Source organism: Pseudomonas sp. F220, assembly GCF_057813935.1.
In genome coordinates this window covers 104,357-126,563 of the sequence record NZ_JBVASJ010000001.1, presented here as the reverse complement: position 1 = coordinate 126,563, position 22,207 = coordinate 104,357, and the positions used below count along the sequence as shown (strand labels likewise).

Annotated in this window: 21 protein-coding genes; 13 read left to right on the top strand and 8 right to left on the bottom strand. The window is 58.8% G+C overall.

Going from position 1 to position 22,207, the window contains the following annotated elements; genetic code table 11:
• The first annotated feature begins 282 nt into the window (after positions 1 to 282).
• The 11 genes from ACZYSM_RS00585 (at position 283) to ACZYSM_RS00535 (ending at position 12,602) form a co-directional block, all read left to right on the top strand.
• Entirely contained in the window at positions 283 to 1,416 is a 1,134-nt protein-coding gene (locus tag ACZYSM_RS00585; RefSeq protein WP_489067828.1) for a branched-chain amino acid ABC transporter substrate-binding protein, read from the top strand.
• A gap of 191 nt (positions 1,417 to 1,607) precedes the next feature.
• Complete coding sequence (locus tag ACZYSM_RS00580; protein WP_489068267.1) at positions 1,608 to 2,522, top strand: ABC transporter permease subunit; 915 nt, start codon at positions 1,608 to 1,610, stop codon at positions 2,520 to 2,522.
• A 2-nt stretch (positions 2,523 to 2,524) separates the two neighbouring features.
• Entirely contained in the window at positions 2,525 to 3,808 is a 1,284-nt protein-coding gene (livM, locus tag ACZYSM_RS00575; RefSeq protein WP_489067826.1) for a high-affinity branched-chain amino acid ABC transporter permease LivM, read from the top strand.
• Complete coding sequence (locus ACZYSM_RS00570; RefSeq protein ID WP_489067824.1) at positions 3,805 to 4,680, top strand: ABC transporter ATP-binding protein; 876 nt, start codon at positions 3,805 to 3,807, stop codon at positions 4,678 to 4,680. Before livM ends, ACZYSM_RS00570 begins: the two co-directional genes overlap by 4 nt.
• Complete coding sequence (locus ACZYSM_RS00565; protein ID WP_489067822.1) at positions 4,677 to 5,393, top strand: ABC transporter ATP-binding protein; 717 nt, start codon at positions 4,677 to 4,679, stop codon at positions 5,391 to 5,393. The genes ACZYSM_RS00570 and ACZYSM_RS00565 overlap by 4 nt, the downstream gene beginning before the upstream one ends.
• A gap of 804 nt (positions 5,394 to 6,197) precedes the next feature.
• Positions 6,198 to 7,232 (top strand): FtsH protease activity modulator HflK, encoded by a 1,035-nt coding sequence (gene hflK, locus ACZYSM_RS00560; protein WP_489067820.1) that lies wholly within the window; start codon positions 6,198 to 6,200, stop codon positions 7,230 to 7,232.
• The gene (gene hflC, locus ACZYSM_RS00555) at positions 7,229 to 8,110 is read left to right on the top strand and encodes a protease modulator HflC (protein WP_489067818.1); all 882 of its coding nucleotides are present in this window, start codon (positions 7,229 to 7,231) and stop codon (positions 8,108 to 8,110) included. Before hflK ends, hflC begins: the two co-directional genes overlap by 4 nt.
• A gap of 8 nt (positions 8,111 to 8,118) precedes the next feature.
• Complete coding sequence (locus ACZYSM_RS00550; RefSeq protein WP_489067816.1) at positions 8,119 to 9,363, top strand: Nramp family divalent metal transporter; 1,245 nt, start codon at positions 8,119 to 8,121, stop codon at positions 9,361 to 9,363.
• A gap of 38 nt (positions 9,364 to 9,401) precedes the next feature.
• Positions 9,402 to 10,670, top strand: a complete 1,269-nt coding sequence (locus ACZYSM_RS00545; RefSeq protein WP_489067814.1) for a TerC family protein — start codon at positions 9,402 to 9,404, stop codon at positions 10,668 to 10,670.
• A 103-nt stretch (positions 10,671 to 10,773) separates the two neighbouring features.
• On the top strand, positions 10,774 to 11,544 hold the full coding sequence (locus tag ACZYSM_RS00540; RefSeq protein ID WP_489067812.1) for an SDR family oxidoreductase: 771 nt from the start codon (positions 10,774 to 10,776) through the stop codon (positions 11,542 to 11,544).
• 152 nt (positions 11,545 to 11,696) lie between these two features.
• A complete protein-coding gene (locus ACZYSM_RS00535) occupies positions 11,697 to 12,602 on the top strand; it encodes a cation diffusion facilitator family transporter (RefSeq protein WP_489067810.1) in 906 nt (301 codons plus the stop codon).
• A 19-nt stretch (positions 12,603 to 12,621) separates the two neighbouring features.
• Here ACZYSM_RS00535 and ACZYSM_RS00530 read toward each other — a convergent pair whose 3' ends face one another.
• From ACZYSM_RS00530 to ACZYSM_RS00500, 7 genes are all read right to left on the bottom strand, one after another.
• Entirely contained in the window at positions 12,622 to 13,755 is a 1,134-nt protein-coding gene (locus ACZYSM_RS00530) for an AGE family epimerase/isomerase (RefSeq protein WP_489067808.1), read from the bottom strand.
• A 186-nt stretch (positions 13,756 to 13,941) separates the two neighbouring features.
• Positions 13,942 to 14,514 carry a HupE/UreJ family protein gene (locus ACZYSM_RS00525; protein ID WP_489067806.1) on the bottom strand — a complete coding sequence of 191 codons (573 nt, stop codon included), beginning with the start codon at positions 14,512 to 14,514 and terminating at the stop codon, positions 13,942 to 13,944.
• A gap of 42 nt (positions 14,515 to 14,556) precedes the next feature.
• Positions 14,557 to 15,171: an urease accessory protein UreG gene (gene ureG / locus ACZYSM_RS00520; protein WP_489067804.1), complete on the bottom strand. Its 615-nt coding sequence runs from the start codon at positions 15,169 to 15,171 to the stop codon at positions 14,557 to 14,559.
• 9 nt (positions 15,172 to 15,180) lie between these two features.
• Positions 15,181 to 15,855, bottom strand: a complete 675-nt coding sequence (locus ACZYSM_RS00515; RefSeq protein ID WP_489067802.1) for an urease accessory protein UreF — start codon at positions 15,853 to 15,855, stop codon at positions 15,181 to 15,183.
• The gene (gene ureE / locus ACZYSM_RS00510) at positions 15,852 to 16,352 is read right to left on the bottom strand and encodes an urease accessory protein UreE (protein WP_489067800.1); all 501 of its coding nucleotides are present in this window, start codon (positions 16,350 to 16,352) and stop codon (positions 15,852 to 15,854) included. The genes ACZYSM_RS00515 and ureE overlap by 4 nt, the downstream gene beginning before the upstream one ends.
• A gap of 191 nt (positions 16,353 to 16,543) precedes the next feature.
• The gene (locus ACZYSM_RS00505) at positions 16,544 to 17,176 is read right to left on the bottom strand and encodes a TetR family transcriptional regulator (protein ID WP_489067798.1); all 633 of its coding nucleotides are present in this window, start codon (positions 17,174 to 17,176) and stop codon (positions 16,544 to 16,546) included.
• Between the two features lie 167 nt (positions 17,177 to 17,343).
• The gene (locus tag ACZYSM_RS00500; protein WP_489067796.1) at positions 17,344 to 17,769 is read right to left on the bottom strand and encodes a hypothetical protein; all 426 of its coding nucleotides are present in this window, start codon (positions 17,767 to 17,769) and stop codon (positions 17,344 to 17,346) included.
• 388 nt (positions 17,770 to 18,157) lie between these two features.
• Between ACZYSM_RS00500 and ACZYSM_RS00495 the strand changes: the two genes are divergently transcribed.
• Both ACZYSM_RS00495 and ACZYSM_RS00490 read left to right on the top strand, forming a co-directional pair.
• Positions 18,158 to 20,233, top strand: a complete 2,076-nt coding sequence (locus ACZYSM_RS00495; RefSeq protein ID WP_489067794.1) for an AsmA family protein — start codon at positions 18,158 to 18,160, stop codon at positions 20,231 to 20,233.
• Between the two features lie 75 nt (positions 20,234 to 20,308).
• Positions 20,309 to 21,199, top strand: a complete 891-nt coding sequence (locus tag ACZYSM_RS00490) for a lipase family alpha/beta hydrolase (protein WP_489067792.1) — start codon at positions 20,309 to 20,311, stop codon at positions 21,197 to 21,199.
• A gap of 31 nt (positions 21,200 to 21,230) precedes the next feature.
• Here the strand turns inward: ACZYSM_RS00490 and ACZYSM_RS00485 are convergent, their stop codons facing one another.
• A complete protein-coding gene (locus tag ACZYSM_RS00485) occupies positions 21,231 to 22,127 on the bottom strand; it encodes a DMT family transporter (protein ID WP_489067790.1) in 897 nt (298 codons plus the stop codon).
• Positions 22,128 to 22,207 lie beyond the last annotated feature (80 nt).

Here is a 22,207-nt window from a genome sequence, read left to right as displayed (position 1 = left end):
GTGACGCAGGCTGTTACAGGGTAGTTGCACATCATTAAGTGTCTTGGTTGCAATGATGGCACTTGCTGGTTGCGCCTTTTAAAAATAAAGGTTTTACCTCTCGCGGTTTAGACGGTTGCACGCCCAATGAAAATGGGCTCAAAACAGTCGATATAACAATAAAAGAGCGACTTTTTTCAGAATAAAAAACCAATGGCACGCCACTTGCTCTGCGCTTGTAGCTGAATCAAAGCTTCCGCTGAAGTTGCTGTGCTAACTAAAAAACCTCAGGAGCACCATCACATGTCGCAGACGTTTTACAGGAAAGGTTTTCTGGCAATGGCAGTTGCTACTGCATTGGGTGTTTCTTCGTTTGTTCAGGCTGATGTCAAAATTGGTGTAGCGGGCCCGATGACCGGTCCTAGCGCTTCCTTCGGCTTGCAATACATGAAAGGCGCGCAAGCTGCGGCGGATGCAATCAACGCCAAGGGCGGCATCAACGGCGAAAAAATTGTACTGGTCCAGGGCGATGACGCTTGCGAGCCGAAACAGGCTGTGGCTGTCGCGAACAAAATGGTGCAGGACAAGGTTATTGGCGTTGTCGGGCACTTCTGCTCGTCGTCGACTATCCCTGCTTCTGAGGTCTACTCCGACGCAGGCATCATCGCAATCACTCCGGGTTCTACCAACCCTGCGGTCACCGAGCGCGGCCTGCCCGCCATGTTGCGTATGTGCGGGCGTGATGACCAGCAAGGTATCGTCGCGGGTAACTACATCGTCGACGTCCTGAAAGGCAAGAAAGTTGCCGTCATCAACGACAAGGACACCTACGGGAAGGGCCTGGCGGACGCGACTTCCAAGCAGTTGACCGCACGTGGCGTGAAGCCGGTTCTTGAAGAGGGTCTGACTCGTGGCGAGAAAGATTTCAGCGCCACGATCACCAAAGTCCGTTCGGTAGGGGCTGATGTCCTTTACTTCGGCGGCCTGCACCCGGAAGCCGGCCCACTGGTTCACCAACTGCGTGAGCAAGGTCTGAAAGACGTCAAGTTCATGTCCGATGACGGCATCGTGACTGACGAAATGGTGACTACTGCCGGTGGTGCTCCGTACGTCGACGGTGTGTACATGACCTTTGGTGCTGACCCGCGTCTGATTCCAGACAGCAAGGCTGTTGTAGAAACCTTCCGCAAGTCCGGTTACGAGCCTGAAGGCTACACCCTGTATGCCTACGCCTCGGTGCAAGCCCTGGCTGCCGGCTTCAACGGTGCCAAGTCGAACAAAGGTGAAGAAGCCAGCAAATGGCTGAAAGAGCACCCGGTGGAAACCGTGATGGGCAAGAAGGAATGGGATGGCAAGGGCGACCTGAAAATCTCTGACTACGTGGTTTACCAGTGGGATGCTGCGGGCAAATACCACCAGTTGGAAAAACAGAAGTGAGATAAACGCATCGCCAGGCTTGGGTCCCTCGATACACGTCGTGGGGCGCAGGCCCGGCTTTGGTCATGGGTTCTGCAAACGTGCCGACCCGGTATTTTTCTTCTGAGCCACATGAACCCGGCCAGGTGCGCCTCACAAGGGCTCATCGACACCGGGTTCGCGATGGCCTCTCAAGTTAGTGAGAGTGCATGATGGACGGTATTTTCCTGCAACAAGTTATCAATGGTCTGACTCTCGGGTCAGTCTACGGCCTGATCGCCATCGGCTACACAATGGTCTACGGCATCATCGGTATGATCAACTTCGCCCACGGCGAGGTTTATATGATTTCCGCGTACCTCGCGGCGATCAGCCTGGCTCTACTGTCCTACTTCGGTATCGAATCCTTTCCGTTGTTGATCCTGGGCACCCTGCTGTTCACTGTCTTCGTGACCGGTGTGTATGGCTGGGTCATCGAACGCATCGCTTACAAACCGCTGCGCAACTCCACCCGACTGGCACCGCTGATCAGTGCTATCGGCGTTTCTCTGATCCTGCAGAACTACGCACAGATTGCTCAGGGTTCACGGCAACAGGGTATTCCTACGCTGCTGAGCGGTGGGCTGAGATTCGATATTGGTACTGGTTTTGTGCAGATCACCTACACCAAGATCTTTATTCTGGTCGCCGCGTTTGTCGGGATGGCCCTGCTGACCTACATCATCAAATACACCAAGTTGGGGCGCATGTGTCGTGCGACCCAACAAGACCGCAAGATGGCCTCGATCCTCGGGATAAATACCGACCGGGTGATCTCCTACGTGTTCATCATCGGTGCCGCCATGGCTGCGCTGGCCGGTGTCTTGATCACGGTGAACTACGGCACCTTCGATTTCTACGCAGGCTTCGTGATCGGCATAAAAGCCTTCACCGCTGCGGTGCTCGGCGGGATTGGTTCGCTGCCTGGCGCCATGCTCGGCGGGATCATTCTCGGCATCTCCGAGTCGCTGTTTTCCGGCGTGATCAACTCTGACTATAAGGACGTCTTCAGCTTCTCGCTGCTGGTACTGATCCTGATTTTCCGTCCTCAAGGCCTGTTGGGTCGCCCACTCGTGGCGAAGGTGTAAGTATGTCAGCAACTAATAACAAACCTATCGACGTCAAAAAAAGTCTGATCGACACCGTTCTGGCTGGGTTGATTGCCCTGATTGTCTTCGGCCCGATCGTGGGCGTAGTGCTTGAAGGTTATAGCTACAACCTGCAGCCGACGCGTGTGGCCTGGATGGTCGGGGCGGTGATGATCGGGCGTTTTGTCTTGAGCCTGTTCATGCAGACCGCCACGGGCGTGAAGGTCCAGCAAAGCTTCGAAGTCACCGGCTCAGGCGTGCATGTGCTGCCGCCTGATTACAAGTCGCGGCTGCGCTTGATCATCCCGGGTTTGATCGTGATCGCTATCGTGTTTCCGATCTTCGCCGACAAGTACCTGCTGACGGTGGTGATCCTGGGCTTGATCTACGTGTTGCTGGGCCTTGGCCTGAACATCGTGGTCGGTCTGGCGGGTCTGCTCGACTTGGGCTACGTGGCGTTCTACGCCATCGGCGCTTATGGCCTGGCACTGGGTTATCACTACCTTGGCCTGGGCTTCTGGACCATGTTGCCGCTGTCGGCACTCATGGCGGCGATGGCCGGATGCATACTCGGCTTTCCCGTGTTGCGCATGCACGGCGACTACCTGGCCATCGTGACCCTGGGCTTCGGTGAAATCATTCGCCTGATACTGACCAACTGGCTGTCCTTCACGGGCGGGCCGAACGGTATGCCGGTGCCATCACCGTCGGTTTTCGGTATTGAGTTCGGGCGTGTGGCGAAGGATGGCGGGATACCCTTCCATCAATTTTTCGGGACTGAATACAACCCGAACGTAAAGTTCATGCTCATCTATGGCGTGCTGTTCCTCGTCGTGATGCTGGTGCTGTACATCAAGCATCGCCTGACTCGCATGCCCGTCGGTCGTGCCTGGGAGGCCTTGCGCGAAGATGAAATCGCTTGCCGCGCCATGGGTCTCAATCATGTACTGGTCAAGCTGTCGGCCTTTACTCTGGGGGCTTCCACTGCCGGTCTGGCCGGTGTGTTTTTCGCCAGCTATCAAGGTTTCGTCAACCCGACCTCGTTCTCGTTCTTCGAGTCGGCCTTGATCCTCGCCATCGTCGTGCTCGGCGGCATGGGGTCTACCGTCGGAGTGGTGATCGCCGCGTTCGTGCTGACTGTCGCCCCGGAACTGTTGCGCAGCTTCGCGGAATACCGAGTGTTGCTGTTCGGCATCCTCATGGTACTGATGATGATCTGGAAACCGCGTGGTCTGATTCGTATCAGCCGTACCGGTGTGACCCCGCGTAAAGGAGTGGCGCCATGAACGACGATGTCATTCTCTCGGTCGAGAATCTGATGATGCACTTTGGGGGGATCAAAGCCCTGAGTGACGTCAGCCTGAAGATCAAACGCAATTCGATTTCTGCCCTGATCGGCCCCAACGGTGCGGGCAAGACCACGGTGTTCAACTGCCTGACCGGCTTCTACAAGGCCACGGGCGGCCGCATCCAGCTCAACAGCCGTGGCACCAACACCAATGTGATCAAGCTGCTGGGTGAGCCGTTCAAGGCGACCGATTTCGTCTCGCCAAAAGCCTTTGGCAGCCGTCTGTTCTACAAGATGTTCGGCGGCACGCACCTGATCAATCGTGCGGGTCTGGCGCGGACGTTCCAGAACATTCGTCTGTTCCGGGAAATGTCGGTATTGGAAAACCTCTTAGTGGCCCAGCATATGTGGGTCAATCGCAACCTGGTGGCGGGGATTCTCAACACCAAGGGTTACCGCAAAGCCGAAAGCGACGCACTGGACCATGCGTTCTATTGGCTGGAAGTGGTGGACCTGGTGGATTGCGCCAACCGTTTGGCCGGGGAACTGTCCTACGGCCAACAACGGCGTCTGGAAATTGCCCGGGCCATGTGCACACGGCCGCAGATCATTTGCCTGGACGAACCGGCTGCCGGCCTCAACCCGCAGGAAACCGAAGCCCTGAGCAAGATGATTCGGTTACTGCGCGACGAACACGACCTGACCGTGGTGCTGATCGAGCACGACATGGGCATGGTCATGAGTATTTCCGATTACATCGTGGTACTTGATCACGGCAACGTGATTGCCGAAGGTGGTCCGGACCAGATCCGCAACGATCCGAAAGTGATTGCTGCGTACCTGGGTGCTGATGAAGAGGAATTGGTATGAGCGAACCGATCCTCGAACTAAAAGAGATCGAAGTGTTTTACGGACCGATCCAGGCGCTGAAAAAAGTATCGTTGCACATCAACGAAGGTGAAACCGTCAGCCTGATCGGCTCCAACGGTGCCGGCAAGTCGACGCTGTTGATGTCGATCTTCGGTCAGCCGCGGGCCAGCAGTGGGCAGATCATCTATCGCGGCGTCGACATCACGCACAAGTCCTCGCACTACATCGCCTCCAACGGCATTGCGCAGTCGCCGGAAGGGCGGCGGGTGTTCCCCGACATGACCGTCGAGGAAAACCTGTTGATGGGCACCATCCCCATCGGCGACCAGTTCGCCACGGAAGACATGCAGCGCATGTTCGAGATGTTTCCGCGACTCAAGGAGCGTCGCAATCAGCGCGCCATGACCATGTCCGGCGGCGAACAGCAAATGCTGGCTATCGCTCGGGCACTCATGAGTCGACCCAAGTTGCTGCTGCTCGATGAACCGTCGCTGGGGCTGGCGCCGATCATCGTAAAGCAGATCTTCCATACCCTGCGTGAACTGGCAGCCTCCGGGATGACTATCTTCCTGGTGGAGCAGAACGCCAACCATGCGCTGAAGTTGTCGGATCGGGCGTACGTGATGGTCAACGGTAAAATCCGCTTGACCGGCACCGGCGAGGAGTTGTTGGTCAACGAAGAGGTGCGCAACGCTTATCTCGGCGGTCACTAAGCAACTGTCGTAATAAAAGCGCCCTGACGGGTTATCCGTCAGGGCGTTTTTTTGCGTGTATGACAGCCATCCATAGGCGCTGCCGCAGGCTGCGATCTGTTGATCTTGTTTTTGCTTTTCCCCCTGAAGATCGTGCACCGGCAAATTGTGGAAAACAAATTTCACAACCTGTTAAAACGCGACATAAAGCCGCTGCAAATAGTTGTTTTATCACGGTTTTGACTTGTCCCCGTTTGCTGTGGAGCTGGCTGTGGGTAACGTGGGAGTAGCTGGCTGTAAGCCTTGATTGGCGTGGCTTGCAGTGAGGTGGTTGTTTTTTGATCAGGCGTTTTTACGTGGCTTTGAATGGGTGTTGTCAATCTTTTTATTGTCACAGGAAAAGGGTCAAAAAGGCGTGGGGCAGCCTGTGGATAAGTCTGTGGTTAAACTCTGGAAAGACTCGGCAAGGCGGCGTAGTTACTGGCTTGGCGCCATCGTCCTGATGACGGTATGGTTACGCGGATTCGAAACTGCTACATGTGGCGCTCTGCAGGTCAAGCAAAAAACTTGCAGGCTCGCGCTACAGGCCCTGTGGATAGTGGCTTTGAGCATTTTGCACTTGCCCCCAAAGACTGTGGACGGGCCTGTGGATAAGATGCGTGCAGTTGGCTGCAAGCCGCGGTGGACATGACGCTGGCGTGTCTGGTCGTTTTTTGTACAGCTGACATGACACAATCTTCATTATTGTGATTTTGGGTTCAGGTACTCTGCGCGCCTTGGCGCCTCCATATGGGCGTTCGTCATTTGACGACTTGGAGCAACTGCATGACCGATAGTCCCGCTTTTGTTCCTGTCGAGCCTGCCAGCCCGATGGCCAGGCTGCGCGAGCGAATCACCTACAACGTGGCTGTGCTGGACCTCGGAGGGCGCGGCCTGATGCTGATCGGCGGGCTGATCTTGCTGGCCTGGATCACCTCCGGCATCTACAAGGTTCAGCCGGACGAGCAAGGTATCGTGCTGCGCTTCGGCCGCTGGCAGCAGACCGCTGAATCAGGGCTGCATTATCACTTGCCCTATCCCATTGAAACCGTACTGCTGCCCAAAATCACCCAGGTCAATCAACTGCAGTTGGGCAGCGGCGGCAGCGCACTGACCTCCGCCAATAATGGCTCGCGCGACAAGCAAATGCTGACCGGCGATGAGAACATCGTCGAGGCTGATTGCACGGTGTTCTGGCGGATCAAGGACGCGCGATTCTACCTGTTCAAAATCAGTGACCCGGAGCGGTCGGTGAAGATCGCAGCCGAAAGTGCCCTGCGCGAAGTCATCGGGCGCACGCCGATTCAGTCGGTGATGTCCGACAAGCGTGCACAAATTGCCGATGAAACCCGCGACCTGTTGCAACAGCTGCTGGACCGCGAGCAGGCCGGGATCCTTATCACCCAGGTGCAGTTGCAGCGGGTCGACCCGCCGCCGCAGGTGATCGACGCCTTCAACGACGTGCAGCGTGCTCGCGCCGACCAGGAGCGCGCGCGCAACGAAGCCGAAGCCTATGCCAACGACGTGATTCCCCGGGCTCGCGGCGATGCGGCGCGCATCACTCAGGATGCCGAGGCCTACAAGGCCCAAGTCGGCAACCTGGCTGAGGGGGAGGCCAAACGTTTTCTCTCGGTCTACAACAGCTATGTGCAATCCAGGGACGTCACCGCCTGGCGTCTTTACATGGAAAGCATGGACGAAGTCCTGAAAAAAGCCTCCAGGGTCATCATTGACTCCTCTGGGAAGGGCATGTCCGGTGTGGTGCCTTATATGCCGCTGAGCGATCAGGGAAAACCTGTGCAGAAGGAGGCCCGACCATGAACCTCAAGCTCAAATGGCTGGCCGTGGCACTGGGCGCTGCTGCGCTCTGGGCATTGGCCGCATCAATGTATGTGGTCGACGAATCGCAACAGGCGCTGATTATCCGTTTTGGTGCGCCCATGGGTGTGGCCGGGGAGCCAGGGCTGAAGTTCAAAGTGCCGTTCAGCGATTCGCTGGTGTTCTACGACAGCCGCCTGCAAACCCTCGCGTCCCCTGCCGAGCAGGTGATTCTGGGCGACCAGAAGCGCATTGAAGTCGAGACTTACACCCGCTTTCGCATCAGTGATCCGCTAAGGTTTTATCAGACTGTGGGGACTCTGGATCAAGCCAATGCACAACTGACGCAAATGGTCAGCTCCTCGCTACGGCGTAAGCTGGGCGAGATCTCGCTGCGCTCGTTGTTGTCGCCGGCCCGCCAGGAGGAAGTTGCGACCATCGAGAAGGACGTTGCGGACAAGGCCCGGGCGCTCGGCATCGAGGTGACTGAAGTGCGCCTGCACCGTGCCGACCTACCGCTGGAGGCCAGCCAGGCGATCTACGACCGGATGAAATCGGAGCGTCAACGCGAAGCCAAGGAGCTACGCGCACAAGGTTTTGAATGGGCGCAGCAGATCCAGGCCAAGGCCGACCGCGATCGCACGGTGCTGTTGTCCGAGGTCCAACGCCAGTCGGCGATCACCCATGGTGAAGCGGATGCCGATGCCAACCAGATTCTCTCGGCGGCCTTCAGCAAGGACCCTGAGTTCTATAAGTTGTACCGCTCGCTGCAGACCTACCGTCAGTCACTGGCCGACAGCCAGCCCATGCTGGTGTTGACGCCGGACGCCGAGTTTCTCAAGCAATTTCGCACCGGGCCGGCAGCGACCAGCGCCAAGTAGCGATAGCCATGAGCGACCTTCCAGCAGACCACAGAGCGTTCAGGCAACGCCTGACCCGCTTGCTTGCGGCTATGGGGCCGGGGCTGGTGGTGATGATGGCTGACACCGAGGCCGGCAGCGTGGTGACTGCTGCGCAGAGCGGTGCGCAGTGGGGCTATCGCTTGTTGTTGCTACAGTTCCTGTTAGTTCCGTTGATGTTCATGGCTCAGGAACTGACGGTGCGACTGGGGTTGTGCACCGGCAAAGGTTATGTCGAACTGGTGCGCCAGCGCTTTGGGCGGGGGCTGGCGATGATCTCCGCCGTGGTGTTGCTGCTCAGCTGTTTTGGCGCGCTGCTTACCCAGATGAGCGGTCTGGTGGGCGCGGGCAGCCTGTTCGGCATTCCGGCCTGGCTTATTTTGCTGACGCTGGTGGTGTTTATCCTCGGCATGGTGCTGACCGGCTCCTACCGCTCGGTCGAGCGCGTAACCCTTGCTGTTGGCCTGTTCGGCCTGGCGTTTTTGGTGATGGCATTCAACGCGCAACCCGATTTGCGGCAGATTCTGCACGACGTCACACAGATGCCGCTCGACGACCATGATTATCTGTACCTGGTGGCGGCTAACCTCGGCACCAGCGTGATGCCATGGACGGTGTTCTACCAGCAGTCGGCGTTGATCGATAAAGGCTTGAATCCGGATCATCTGCGGCTGGCGCGGATCGATACGCTGGTCGGTACGGTGTTTTGTCAGGTGCTGACCGCCGCCATCGTCATCGCCGCTGCAGCAACACTGGGCGGCCATGGTGCTGGTCTGGACAACATCGCCCAGATTGGTGAAGCCTTTGGTGCACTGATCGGGCCGACCTGGGGCAAGCTGGTGTTCGCTATCGGGCTGTCCGGCGGCGCGCTGGTGGCAACTATTGTGGTGTGCCTGAGCGCCGTCTGGGCAGTGGGTGAGGCGCTTGGGGTGCATCACTCGCTGGAGCAACATCCGCTGGATGCACCGTGGTTCTACGGCCCCTTCGCCGTATTGTTGATCGCCGGGGCACTGCTGGTGGCGTCCGGCGTCAACCTGATCCGGCTGTCGATTGCGGTCGGGGTGCTCAATGCGTTGTTGATTCCATTCATGTTGCTGTTTTTGTTCTTGCTGGCGCGTAGCGCCCTGCCGCCTGTACATCGTTTGCGCGGGCATTACGCGCTGGCTGTCGCTGTCATTTTCACGCTGACCTCGGCGCTCGGACTGTACGCCGGGCTGAGCGGTTCGCTGGGATGATGTTCCCATGACGCATTCTCTTGTCGGGAAACCACTCCATGTTATTTGAAGGTGCGCTGCACGCGCTGGGCATGACTTTTCAGGTGTTCCTGCTGGACCTGATACTGTCAGGCGACAACGCGTTGGTGATTGCTCTGGCCTGTCGCGGGCTCCCGCAGCAGCAGGTGAGACGGGCAGTGATGATCGGCACCGGTGGCGCTATTGTCCTGCGGGTGCTGCTGACCACGCTGGCCGGCTGGCTGCTGTTGGTGCCCTGGCTAAAGCTGGCCGGCGCGGTGCTGTTGCTGGTGATCGCGATTCGGCTATTGACCGCAGAGGAGTCGGACGAGGAGGGCCATCTGGCGGACAGCTCACTGTCGACGCTGAGTGGCGCGGTAGTGACCGTGTTGACCGCAGACCTGATCATGAGCATGGACAATGTGGTCGGGCTGGCGGCCGTGGCTCAGGGCAGTGTCTTCTATCTGGTGCTGGGGTTGCTATTGAGTGTGCCGCTGTTGATGTTCGGCAGCCTGCAGATCACCCGTCTGCTTCAGCGTCAGCCGTTTCTGGTCTCGATCGGCGGTGCATTGCTGGGTTATGTCGCGGGGGATATCGCGGTCTCTGATCCGGTCGTCGTCGGCTGGGTCAACAGCCAATCGCCTGCGCTCAATCAGATGGTGCCGCTGCTGTGTGCGACCTTTGTGCTGGTCCAGGCGCGCATCATCCGTCGCCAGCGCGCACGGCTGCCGCAGCCTGCACCCAGGCTGCGGCCCATGCCCTCGCCAGTGCAGCAGGTCGAGCCTGACAGCCCGCTCAGTGAGCCGGTTGCGCCGCAGGTAGTCGCGTGCGAGGTTGCCGTGACTGACCCCCAATCGCAACCCATAGCACCTGCGCTGGAGGCCTGTGCCGCCGAGGCGGTCGACCTGTCGCCCCGGCCGCCAGGTCGAATATTCGGCGCCTACAGTGGGTTAGTGACGGTGCTGGCGGGGCTCGGTGGGATTTTCTTGATCAGCGGGCTGCTGTACAGCTTGATTGGCGGTCTGTCCGGCGGTCTTATACCTACGCCGAAAAAGGACAACGTCTACGTCTGCACGGGTGCCAGTACCACCCTTTATTATCGCCCCGGCGGCAGCTCGATACGGATGGTCACCGGCGGCGGTGAAGCCACGGGTTACGTGAGTTACAAGAAAATTCTCTGGGAGAACCAGCAAAATGCAATCAAGGAACTGCACCTGACACCGCCCAGCGAGATTGAAAAAACCAGCGCCACTATCGTCACGCTCAGTGGTGGTAGCTTCTCGCAGATCCAGTGTGCGCTTACCCAGTGACGCGATCGGATAAGACCCGGTTGCCGCTACGACGCCAGCCGGGCATGCTGCAAGGCGACTTTTATTCAATGATGGCTGATTCAGGCCCAGCAAGGAGAACACGATGTCCAACACCCTGTTTATTACCGGCGCGACCTCCGGTTTTGGTGAAGCCTGCGCCCGTCGTTTTGCCGAGGCCGGTTGGAAACTGGTGCTGACGGGCCGTCGTGAAGAGCGCCTCAACGCCTTGTGCGCCGAGTTGTCGAAGCAGACCGAGGTCCATGGCCTGGTGCTCGACGTGCGTGATCGCAAGGCCATGGAGGACGCGATTGCCAACCTGCCGCCGTCCTTCGCCAAACTGCGCGGGCTGATCAACAACGCAGGCCTGGCCTTGGGCGTTGATCCAGCACCCAAGTGCGATCTGGACGATTGGGACACCATGGTCGATACCAATATCAAAGGACTGATGTACAGCACTCGCCTGTTGCTGCCACGGCTGATCGCTCACGGCCGCGGCGCCGGGATCATCAACCTGGGCTCCATCGCCGGTAACTATCCGTACCCGGGTAGCCACGTCTACGGCGCGACCAAAGCCTTCGTCAAACAGTTCTCGTTGAACCTGCGCTGCGACCTGCAAGGTACCGGCGTGCGGGTCAGCAACATCGAGCCCGGCCTGTGCGAGAGCGAGTTCTCTTTGGTGCGTTTTGCCGGTGACCAGGCCCGCTACGATGCCACCTACGCCGGTGCCGAACCGATCCAGCCGCAGGACATCGCCGATACCATCTTCTGGGTCCTCAACGCTCCGGCGCACATCAACATCAACAGCCTGGAGCTGATGCCGGTGAGCCAGACCTGGGGCGGTTTCACCATTGAGCGTACTGGTGGCAAGAAGTAGTACCGGGTAACGGCCATCGCGAGCAAGCTCGGCTCCTACAGGATTGTGTCGTGTCGCGATGATGCGAACGACGCGTGACCTGTAGGAGCCGAGCTTGCTCGCGATGGGGCCGGAACAGGCAATACACGGCATAAGGATTGATGGGAGGCTTTTTGAGTAACCGAGGTGAGCAGGCGCTGCTCAAACAATCGACCGCACTGATGCTCGCTGTGGCGATCGCCGGGATTGTCACCGGCTTTATTTCTGGTTCCCAATCCATCCTGTTTGATGGGTTTTTCTCTTTGATCGCAACCTTCATCAAAGTCCTGATGCTGATCACCGCCAAGTTGATCGCCAAGGAGAGTAACCAGCGTTTCCAGTTCGGCTTCTGGCACCTGGAGCCCATGGTGTTGTTGATCGAGGGCAGTTTCTTGCTGCTGATTGCGATCTACGCATTTCTCAACGGCGTGTTCGGCGTTATCAATGGTGGGCGCGAGATCGAGTTGGGGCTGGTGATCATCTACGCGGCGGTGTTTACCGTCGTTGAGTTCGCGTATTTCTTCTATGTTCGCCACCGTAATCGCAGCCTGAAATCATCGCTGATCCAGTTCGACAACATCAGTTGGTTGGTGGACGCGATGCTCTCGGTCGGCTTGCTGGTGAGCTTTCTCACCGCATTGCTGCTCAAACATCAGGGCTACGCCGAGTGGGCGGTCTACGTCGACCCGATGATCCTGATTCTGTTAGCCCTGAGCATGCTGGCGCCGGCATTCAAAATCCTCACGCCGGCTTTGCGCGACGTGCTGGGGATTGCTCCTGACCAACTGGATGACAAGGTCCGTCAGGTGATGGACGAGGCCAAAGTCGAGCATGGTTTCGATGACTATGTGTCATACGTGCAAAAGCATGGTCGGGCGCGGTTCATCGAAATTCATATCGTGCTGCCGACGGAGTATCGATTGGACGGTATAGGGCAGCTTGATCGGATCCGCGAAGAGATCTCGGAGAAGCTCGGTAAGGCTGATTCAGCGCGTTGGCTGACCATCAGCTTTACGGGTGACCGCAAGTGGATTGCCTGAGGCGATAGCGGTCTAGCCGTTAGCCGAAATAGTCGATCAACCCGCGATAACAGGTCGCCAAGTGATAAGGGGTGGTCGATGGCATATCCCGACGACTGATTGTACCGGCTGCATCCAGACACTCATACCAGCCGCCGACATGCAGAAAGCGCTGTTGCAGCGCGTTCAATTGGCGTTTTAGTCGCGCCTGGCTGTCAGGCTGCAACGTCAGCGCCCGCAAGTACTCAGCCTGTGCCCAGATGCGCTGGGTGCCGTCGCGAACTGTGCCGTTGATATCCAACATGCCGCTGACAGTGCCGGTTTGCGGATCGACACCGACGTGTTCGGCGTAGGCGAAGGCGCGTTCCAGCGAGGAATGCAGCGCCATGCCTTTGAGCAATGGGGAAGACTCAAGCAGGAAGAACCACTCGAACTGATGCCCCGGTTCGAACCAGTTATCCACAGCCCCCAGCGGTTTCTCCATCATCACGCCGTGCTGGCGATCGATGAACCGCTTTTGCATGCCTTCACACAAGGTGCCGAGGGCCGCTTGCACAGAGGTGTCCTCGCGAACCGACAACGTGGCGAGGAAAGCCTCGGCCAGGTGCATCAACGGGTTCTGCAGTGGCCCTGATTTGAGCGATGACCAGTCCTGGTCGAGGCTGGCTTCGTACAACCCGTCGTCTGTGGCGAAGCGCTCGGCCACGACTTCCAGAGCAGCGTTGAGTACCGATTCCACCAGCGGCTCGCGAACCTTGGCCCAGTAATGGGCGCAGGCAAAGATGATGAAGGCGTGGGTGTAGAGGTCTTTGCGCTTGTCCAGCGGCGCGCCATGGGCGTCGATGCTGTAGAACCAGCCGCCATGCTCGGCATCGTGAAAATGCCGCTGCAAGGAGCGGAACAATGCGCCAGCACGGTCCTGGGCGGCAGGTGCGCCGGGCTGTCCAATCAGGCTTGAGAACAAGTACAACTGACGCGCGCAAGCCATGGCCCGGTAGCGTTGTGGCGGCAATGGCCGATGTTCGGCGTCCAGCGCTTCGTAAGGCAGCGCCAGTTCTGCGTTCCAGCCGGGACCTTGCCAGAGTGGCACGATCACGTCCTGGAAGTGCTGTTGCACCGAGGCGAACAGGGCGGTCAATTCAGGCTGGGAGGCAGAGCTGGAAACATCGGGCATCGGCTGGCGTCGTCACGGCAGGGGTGTTTGCGCGACATGGTAGCAGAGAGGCTGGCCTGAGAGATGCGGTGTCTGTCAGGCCGCCATCGCGAGCAAGCTCGGCTCCTACAGGATTTGCGGCGGACGACACATCACCTGTAGGAGCCGAGCTTGCTCGCGATGAGGTCCGCCCAGGCGATAGAACAATCAGCCCACCAACAACCCAACCCCAGTCGCCGCCGACGCTGCGCCGGCCAGGCGAACCAGTGGCCCAGCCGCTTGCGGCAATACGCGCACTACCGCGTAACCGACGGCATGCAACGCAGCGGTGACGGCAACGAAACCCGCCGCATACGCCCAAGGGCTGGACATGTCCGGCAGTTCCAGGCCGTGCGCTACGCCGTGAAACAGGGCAAACAGCGCGGTTGCGCCAATCGCCAGGCTCAATGGTGGCCGTACCGCCAATGCCACAGCCAGGCCCAGCGCCAGCACCGAAGCGGCGATCCCGCTCTCCAGCGCTGGCAGGTCCAGCCCTGCAAAACCGAGCATGCCGCCGATCAGCAGGGTGCCAACAAAGGTGCCCGGCAGCGCCCAGCGCGCTGCGCCTTGCTGTTGCGCGGCCCACAGACCGACCGCGAGCATCGCCAGCAGGTGATCGAGGCCGCCAAGCGGGTGGCTGATACCGGCGATCAAACCGTTGTCGCCATGGCCAGGGTGGGCGAGGGCGAGGGCCGGGGTGAGCAATAGGGCGAGGGCGCCGAGGATACGTTTGAGTCTCATGGATTACGCTTTCCTTGTTGATGTTCTTTGTCCATCGAGGCGTCAGACCGCAGTCAGCAGCCCCTGGCGTTCGATAAAGGCAATGATCGCGTCGAGGCCCAGACCGGTTTTCTGGTTGCTGAAGACGAACGGCTTATCGCCACGCATGCGTTTTGTGTCGCTGTCCATCAGCTCCAGCGATGCGCCCACCAGCGGCGCCAGGTCGATTTTGTTGATCACCAGCAGGTCGGATTTGCAGATCCCTGGGCCGCCCTTGCGCGGCAGCTTGTCGCCGGCCGAGACGTCGATCACATAGATCGTCAAGTCGGACAGTTCCGGGCTGAAGGTTGCCGACAGGTTATCGCCGCCGGACTCCACCAGAATCAGGTCCAGCCCCGGGAAGCGTCGATTGAGTTGATCGACTGCTTCCAGGTTGATCGAAGCATCTTCGCGAATCGCGGTGTGCGGACAGCCGCCGGTTTCTACGCCGATGATCCGCTCCGGCGCCAGCGCCTCGTTGCGCACCAGAAAATCAGCATCTTCGCGGGTGTAGATGTCGTTGGTGACCACCGCCAGGTTGTAGCGCTCGCGCAGGGCCAGGCACAGGGCCAGAGTCAGGGCAGTCTTGCCGGAACCGACTGGGCCGCCGATACCAACGCGCAACGGTTGTGCGTTCATGTGTTTCTCCTAGGAACGGAATAGACGGCTGTACTGGCGCTCATGGGCCATGCACGCCAGGGACAGGCCGAAAGCGGCGCTGCCGTAATGCTGGGGAGCGATGTTCGACGCATGTTGCTGAGCCTGTTGTAGCAGCGGCAGCAGTTCGCTGGTGAGGCGTTGAGCGGCTTGCTGGCCGAGGGGCATGGTCTTCATCAGCACTGCCAGTTGGTTTTCCAGCCAGCTCCAGAGCCAGGCGGCCAGCGCGTCCTGCGGGCTGATCTGCCAGGCACGGGCGGCCAGTGCCCAGCCGAGGGCCAGGTGCGGTTCAGGACGCTGTGCCAGAAAGTCCCTGGCTGGGTCGTCGAGTTCCGGCAAGCCGTTAAGCAGTTGTTGCAGGGAATAGCCCATCTGCCGGCTTTCCTGGTGCAACTCACGGGTCTCGCGGCTGGCGCGGTGTTGCTCGCAGAGTTGCAGCAGTTCTGCCCAATCGTCATTAGCTGCGGCGGTGCAATGGGCGAGCAACAGCGGTGCTTCGAAACGTGCCAGATTGAGCAGCAGCTGATCCCCGATCCAGCGTCGGGCGCTTTGTGGGTCGATCACGCGCGCTTGTTCCACGGCCATTTCCAGGCCTTGGGAATAGCTGTAGCCGCCAATCGGCAGTTGCGGACTGGCCAGGCGCAATAAGGCCCAGGCTGGATTCATGTACGCACGCCGAACTGGTGCAGACGCGGTGGGTAATTGAAATCCTCATCACCGTGCCGCGAGTGATGATGACCGCCGCCATAGGCGCCGTGCTCTGGCTGGAACGGTGCTTCGATGTTCTCGGTCTGGGCGCCAAGCTGTTCGAGCATGGCTTTGAGTACGTAGTCATCGAGCAGGCGTAACCAGCCATCACCCACTTGCAGTGCAACATGCCGATTGCCCAGATGATAGGCGGCGCGGGTCAGTTCAAACGCGTTGGCACAGGTGACATGCAGCAGTTGTTCGGGGCGAGCGCAGACGCGAACGATGCGTCCGTCTTCGGCTTGCAGGCACTCACCATCATGCAGCGGTGGCTGACCGCGCTCCAAAAACAGCCCAACGTCTTCACCCTCGGCACTGAAACAGCGCAGACGGCTTTTGCTGCGCGCCTCGAAGTTCAGGTGCAACTCGGCGGCCCAGACGGGTTGAGGGTCGATTCTGCGATGAATCACCAGCATTGGAAGGCTTCCAGCAAAGGACAATGCTCAGGCTAGAGCAAGGGGCTTGCCAATCGGCCGAGGCGTAGGAAATCCCTGTCGGAGCATAGAGGATGTTTCTGAATGTTGCGTGATTTGGCGGGAGCTTGGGTGAGTTTGGTGCGTGATGGTTTTTATATGCACCACTTTGTGGCGCATGGAGCGATCGCTTGCTACTCAGTGCTGCCCAGACCTTGCCAGTGTTTGAGGCCGATAAAGATAAACCGCAGCTGCTGAGTGATTTTCGCCTGTGGCGTGAGGTGCTCTGGCAGTGCCTCGGCAGGCGGGTCGATGATGTCCGGCAGGGTGGCGAACACGCTTTTGACGATCAAGTCGGCCATGACCGTCAGGCCGGCGACATCGAGGTGTTGCAGTTTAGGCATCAAGGCCAGGTCTGCTGCCAGGTCCGAGCTGATGTTTTCCCGCAGGGCGGCGATCGCCTGACGCACTGGCAGCGAGCCGCCGTATTGTTCGCGGGCGAGAAACAGAAATTGCGAGCGATTAGCCGCGACCACATCGAGAAAAATCCGCACAGAGGCATCGATGATGCCACCCATGACAAACTCGTTGTGCCGCACCAGGCGGATGGTTGCACGGAAGGTCTGGCCGACTTCGCTCACCAGCACCAGACCCAATTGGTCCATATCGGCAAAGTGCCGGTAAAAACCTGTGGGTACGATCCCGGCGGTTTTCGCTACTTCGCGCAGGCTCAGGCTGCCGAATCCTCGGCCACATTCCATCAAGTGGCGGGCAGCGTCCATCAGGGCGTTGCGGGTCTGTTGTTTCTGTTCGGCGCGGGGCAGCATCGGGTGACTGATTTCTGGTCAAAGATAGCGGCGCACTCTAGCAAATCAACCTTGCCGGCGTCGAACTTGAGTCGAGGAGATAAGGGCAGGGTGAAGCAAGAAGGCGCAATTTACAGAAAGTCAAAGCCCGATCCAGGGATCGGGCTTTTTTCAGGGCCGCCATGGGCTTAGCTCACAGCGCTGTTGCGTTCGATTACACGATCACCGCCACCTTCGGCAACAGCTTGACCTTGTGGAGTGCGGTTGTAGCCATCTTCTACCAGGCCTTTCTCTTCCAGACGATCACGGCCACCTTCGGCAACAGTTTGACCTTGTGGAGTACGCTCGTAGCCATCGGCAGCGACTTTGTTACGTTCGATCAAACGGTCCGAGCCACCTTCGGCAACGGTTTGAGCTTGTGGAGTACGGTCGTAGCCATCGGCAGCGACTTTGTTACGTTCGATCAAACGGTCCGAACCACCTTCAGCGACGGTCTGGCTGAAAACCGAGTGGCTGGCTTTCACTTGAGGCGTGGCTTGCTCGGCGGCTGGTAGTGCGAAAGCATTGGCGGCCAGAATTGAGAGGGTCAGGCTAAGCAGTAATTGGCGTTTCATGATGGATTGCTCCTTGGGAGGGCGATAAAGTGGGTACGGAGCCAATGCTACTCTCGCTAAATCGATATAAAAGCTCATAAGGGCAATGGTAATAATCAACAGAATTGATTGTTCTGCGTAAAGGCTCTAGGACGGGCGTTTTCGGCGAGCGTTTTTGCACTGAAGTGGGTATTTTCGACCTGCCTGCACCTTGCAATAGTGCGTTTTTGGTAACGAGAAACTGTCTGATCGGTCAGAAAATCACCGGTATTTGCGCTTGAATGGGTCTTGGTGTTAAACCAGTGAGCCTTTTGTCGGTCGTAGTTTCTATAGCGGGTCGATGCCAGGCCTGCCGCTTCACACGTGCGTCGCAACTGGGGCGCTCAGCCATACTCAGGAGCCTTGTGCAATGAAGCGCACTGGTAAAATTCTTGTCTGGACGGTCGCCAGTTTTGTTTTTCTGCTAGCCATGCTGGTTTTGATCATCGCGTTTTTCGATTGGAACCGGATCAAGCCTCCACTCAACGCCAAAGTCTCTGAAGAGTTGCACCGACCCTTCGCCATCAATGGCAATCTGGCGGTGGTTTGGCAACAAGAGCCCGACGAGGGTAGCTGGCGAGCCTTGGTTCCGTGGCCGCATGTGGTGGCTGAAGACCTGACCCTGGGCAACCCGGACTGGTCGAAAAGTCCGCAGATGGTCAACCTCAAGCGCGTCGAGTTGCGCATCTCGCCGCTGGCGTTGCTGGCCCGGCGGGTGGTGATCCCGCGTATTGATCTCTCTGAGCCCAATGCCACTCTGGAGCGCTTGGCCGATGGTCGCGCCAACTGGGTCTTCCAGTTTGATCCGAAAGACCCGAACGCCAAGCCCTCCAGCTGGGTAGTAGACATTGGCGCCATCGGTTTCGACAAAGGCCACGTCACCCTCAACGATCAACGCCTGAAGACCCAGCTCGACTTACTGATCGATCCGTTGGGCAAGCCGATTCCGTTCAGCGACATCGTTGGCGACAAAGCGGCGAAAAAGGCACTGGAGAAGGGTTCCGCGCCACAGGATTACGCGTTTGCCTTAAAGGTCAAAGGCCAATACCACGGCCAGAATCTCGCCGGTACCGGCAAGATCGGTGGGCTGCTGGCTTTGCAGGACGCCGCCAAGCCATTCCCGCTGCAAGCCCAGGCCAGGATCGCAGACACCAGCGTCGAACTGGCGGGCACCCTGACTGACCCGCTCAATCTCGGCGCGCTGGATTTGCGTCTGAAACTGGCCGGCACCAGCTTGGGTAATCTCTATCCCCTGACTGGCGTGACACTGCCGGATTCACCACCCTATGCCACAGACGGTCATCTGATCGCCAAGCTGCATGAGCCGGATGGCGCTTCGTTTCGTTATGAAGAGTTCAACGGCAAGATCGGTAGCAGCGACATTCACGGCAATCTGGCCTATGTCGCCAGTAAACCGCGGCCCAAACTCAGTGGCGCACTAGTCTCCGATCAATTGCTGTTCGCTGACCTCGCGCCGCTGATTGGTGCCGATTCGAACGCCAAGCAAAAAGCCCGTGGCGGCGAAAGCAAGCAGCCGGCGACCAAAGTGCTGCCGGTCGAAGAGTTTCGTACCGAGCGCTGGCGCGATATGGATGCAGATGTCGAGTTCACCGGCAATCGCATTGTCCAAAGTGAGAAGCTGCCGTTCACCGATCTCTACACTCATCTGATGCTCAATGACGGCCAACTGAGCCTTGAGCCGCTGCGTTTTGGCGTGGCCGGCGGCAAGCTGGATGCGCAGATTCGTCTTGACGGACGTGCGGCGCCGCTGGAAGGACGGGCGAAACTGACGGCGCGCAACTTCAAGCTCAAACAGCTGTTCCCGACGTTCGAACCGATGAAAACCAGCTTTGGTGCGCTCAACGGTGATGCGGATATCGCGGGGCGCGGCAACTCGGTGGCGGCGTTGCTGGGGACCGCCAATGGAAATCTGAAAATGCTGATCAACGATGGCGCCATCAGCCGGGAACTGATGGAGCTCGCCGGGCTTAACGTTGGTAACTACGTGGTTGGGAAAATATTTGGCGACAAGGAAGTGAAGATCAACTGTGCGGCGGCGGACTTTGATATCAAGACCGGGTTGGCCACGACTCGTTTGTTCGTCTTCGACACCGAGAACGCGATCGTCTATATCGACGGCACGGCCAACATGACCAGCGAGCAGCTGGATTTGACGATCACCCCCGAGTCCAAGGGCATGCGCCTGCTCTCGTTGCGTTCGCCGCTGTATGTACGCGGGCCCTTTATCAAACCGGATGCCGGCGTGAAAGGGGGGGCGTTGATGTTGCGCGGTGCCGGGATGGTGACGCTGGGAGTGATTGCGGGGCCTGCTGCAGGGCTGTTGGCTTTGGTGGCGCCAAGCGCTGGGGAACCGAATCAATGTGCGCCGCTGCTGGAACAGATGAAGGCGGGTAAGGCGCCGGTGACGGTCAAATCGAGTAAGTGATGGGCTTGCCCTTGCTCATTCCCCAATCATTATGTCTAGGATGGGAAACTCAGCTCAGGTCAGGGACGCTCGCCCATGTCGCAAGAATCTGCCACGCGTTATCCATTGGTGTTGGTCCCAGGGATGTTGGGGTTTATCCGCTTGTTGCTCTACCCGTACTGGTACGGAATTATTTCGGCCTTGCGCCGAAGTGGGGCGACGGTGATCGCAGTGCAGGTCTCACCGCTCAACTCCTGTGAGGTACGCGGTGAGCAGTTGTTGATGCGCATCGAAGAGATTCTGCGCGAAACCGGCGCCGCCAAAGTCAATTTGATTGGCCACAGCCAGGGGGCGCTCACCGCGCGTTATGCCGCCGCCAAACGCCCGGACTGGGTGGCCTCAGTGACTTCGGTGGCGGGTCCGAATCATGGGTCAGAGTTGGCGGACTACCTACACACCCATTACCCGTCCGACAGTCCTCGCGGGCGTCTGCTGAGCTTCGCTCTGTGGGTGATTGGGGCGTTGATGAGCCTGCTGGAAACCGGCTATCGCGGGCCGAAATTGCCGGTGGATATCCAGGCCTCACACCAATCGCTGACCAGTGAGGGTGTGGCGCTGTTCAATCGGCAATACCCGCAAGGGTTGCCCGACACGTGGGGCGGGCACGGCGCTGAAGTGGTCAACGGTGTGCGCTATTACTCCTGGTCCGGAACCTTGCAACCGGGCAAGACTGATCGCGGGCGCAACCTGTTCGATTGCACTAACCGCAGTTGCCGGTTATTTGCCAAAACCTTCGTCCACGAAGCCGGGCACTGCGATGGAATGGTCGGGCGCTACAGCTCCCATTTGGGCACGGTGATCGGCGACGAGTACCCACTGGATCACTTCGACATCGTCAACCAGTCACTGGGGCTGGTGGGCAAAGGCGCTGAGCCGATTCGGTTGTTTGTCGAGCATGCGCAGAGGTTGAAGGCGGCGGGGGTGTAGTTGCGGTTCTTCAAATTAACCGCGTTATCGTTCATCGCGAGCAAGCGACGCTGACCTTTCGCCCCAACACCGTCCTCCAACGCTCCGAAATAATCACCCCACCCAGCGTCAGCGCACCACCGACCAGGTGATACCGCGCCAGTTGTTCATTGAGCACCACAGCGGCAATCAGCGCGGTGATCAGCGGCAGCAAGTTGAAGAACAACGTGGTGCGACTCGGTCCCAGGCGTATCACCGCTTGCATCCAGGCCAGCGGGGCGAGCATCGACGCCAGCAAGCAGGCGTAGAGCACCAGCGGAATATTCTGCAGGGTCGGGCCGACTTTCGGTGAGGCGAGGAACAGTGGAAACAACACCGCGACGGCCACCAGCACTTGCAGATAGAGCAGCACCAGCGGTGGCAAACGCAGCTGCCATTTTTTCAGCAGTGTGCTGTAGATCGCATAGGCCAGGGTGGCGATCAGCATCATCGCATCGCCCAGGTTCACGCCGTGCTCCAGCAGCGCACCGAGGCTGCCCGAGGACACCACCACCAGCACACCGGCAAACGACAGTACGGCTCCGGCCAAGGCACCGGCGGTCAGCCGTTGACCAAGGCTTGCAATCGCCATAGCCAGCGACATCAACGGCATCAGCGACAGAATGATCCCCATGTTGGTGGCCGAGGTCAGGGTCGCGGCGAAGTAGGCCAGGCTCTGATAGACCGCCATGCCGAGCACACCGAGGACAAAGATTTTTCCCAGATTCGGGCGGATCACAGCCCAATGGGCGATGACCGGTTTGAGCATGAAGGGCGTGAACAGAATGCCCGCCAGCAGCCAGCGGTAGAAACCGATCTCGGCCGGGAAAATCGCCCCGACCGCCAGTTTGTTGATCACGGTATTGCCGGCCCAGATGAAAATGGCCAGTAATGGATAAGCGTATTGCATGAGGGAAAAACCAGAACGTTAATGAAGGGGGATTATCCGCCTGTCCGAATCAATGCCTATACTTCGATCCAGACAACCCG

Excerpts from the sequence above, each read along its gene's own strand:
- ACZYSM_RS00580 (WP_489068267.1), top strand. The coding sequence starts at position 1,608 with ATGGACGGTATTTTCCTGCAACAAGTTATCAATGGTCTGACTCTCGGG.
- ACZYSM_RS00495 (WP_489067794.1), top strand. The coding sequence starts at position 18,158 with ATGAAGCGCACTGGTAAAATTCTTGTCTGGACGGTCGCCAGTTTTGTT.
- ACZYSM_RS00515 (WP_489067802.1), bottom strand. The coding sequence starts at position 15,855 with ATGAATCCAGCCTGGGCCTTATTGCGCCTGGCCAGTCCGCAACTGCCG.
- ACZYSM_RS00525 (WP_489067806.1), bottom strand. The coding sequence starts at position 14,514 with ATGAGACTCAAACGTATCCTCGGCGCCCTCGCCCTATTGCTCACCCCG.
- ACZYSM_RS00485 (WP_489067790.1), bottom strand. The coding sequence starts at position 22,127 with ATGCAATACGCTTATCCATTACTGGCCATTTTCATCTGGGCCGGCAAT.
- ACZYSM_RS00545 (WP_489067814.1), top strand. The coding sequence starts at position 9,402 with ATGTTATTTGAAGGTGCGCTGCACGCGCTGGGCATGACTTTTCAGGTG.
- ACZYSM_RS00490 (WP_489067792.1), top strand. The coding sequence starts at position 20,309 with ATGTCGCAAGAATCTGCCACGCGTTATCCATTGGTGTTGGTCCCAGGG.
- ACZYSM_RS00540 (WP_489067812.1), top strand. The coding sequence starts at position 10,774 with ATGTCCAACACCCTGTTTATTACCGGCGCGACCTCCGGTTTTGGTGAA.
- hflC (WP_489067818.1), top strand. The coding sequence starts at position 7,229 with ATGAACCTCAAGCTCAAATGGCTGGCCGTGGCACTGGGCGCTGCTGCG.
- ACZYSM_RS00570 (WP_489067824.1), top strand. The coding sequence starts at position 3,805 with ATGAACGACGATGTCATTCTCTCGGTCGAGAATCTGATGATGCACTTT.
- ACZYSM_RS00530 (WP_489067808.1), bottom strand. The coding sequence starts at position 13,755 with ATGCCCGATGTTTCCAGCTCTGCCTCCCAGCCTGAATTGACCGCCCTG.
- ACZYSM_RS00585 (WP_489067828.1), top strand. The coding sequence starts at position 283 with ATGTCGCAGACGTTTTACAGGAAAGGTTTTCTGGCAATGGCAGTTGCT.
- ureE (WP_489067800.1), bottom strand. The coding sequence starts at position 16,352 with ATGCTGGTGATTCATCGCAGAATCGACCCTCAACCCGTCTGGGCCGCC.
- ACZYSM_RS00500 (WP_489067796.1), bottom strand. The coding sequence starts at position 17,769 with ATGAAACGCCAATTACTGCTTAGCCTGACCCTCTCAATTCTGGCCGCC.
- livM (WP_489067826.1), top strand. The coding sequence starts at position 2,525 with ATGTCAGCAACTAATAACAAACCTATCGACGTCAAAAAAAGTCTGATC.
- ACZYSM_RS00550 (WP_489067816.1), top strand. The coding sequence starts at position 8,119 with ATGAGCGACCTTCCAGCAGACCACAGAGCGTTCAGGCAACGCCTGACC.
- hflK (WP_489067820.1), top strand. The coding sequence starts at position 6,198 with ATGACCGATAGTCCCGCTTTTGTTCCTGTCGAGCCTGCCAGCCCGATG.
- ACZYSM_RS00565 (WP_489067822.1), top strand. The coding sequence starts at position 4,677 with ATGAGCGAACCGATCCTCGAACTAAAAGAGATCGAAGTGTTTTACGGA.
- ureG (WP_489067804.1), bottom strand. The coding sequence starts at position 15,171 with ATGAACGCACAACCGTTGCGCGTTGGTATCGGCGGCCCAGTCGGTTCC.
- ACZYSM_RS00505 (WP_489067798.1), bottom strand. The coding sequence starts at position 17,176 with ATGCTGCCCCGCGCCGAACAGAAACAACAGACCCGCAACGCCCTGATG.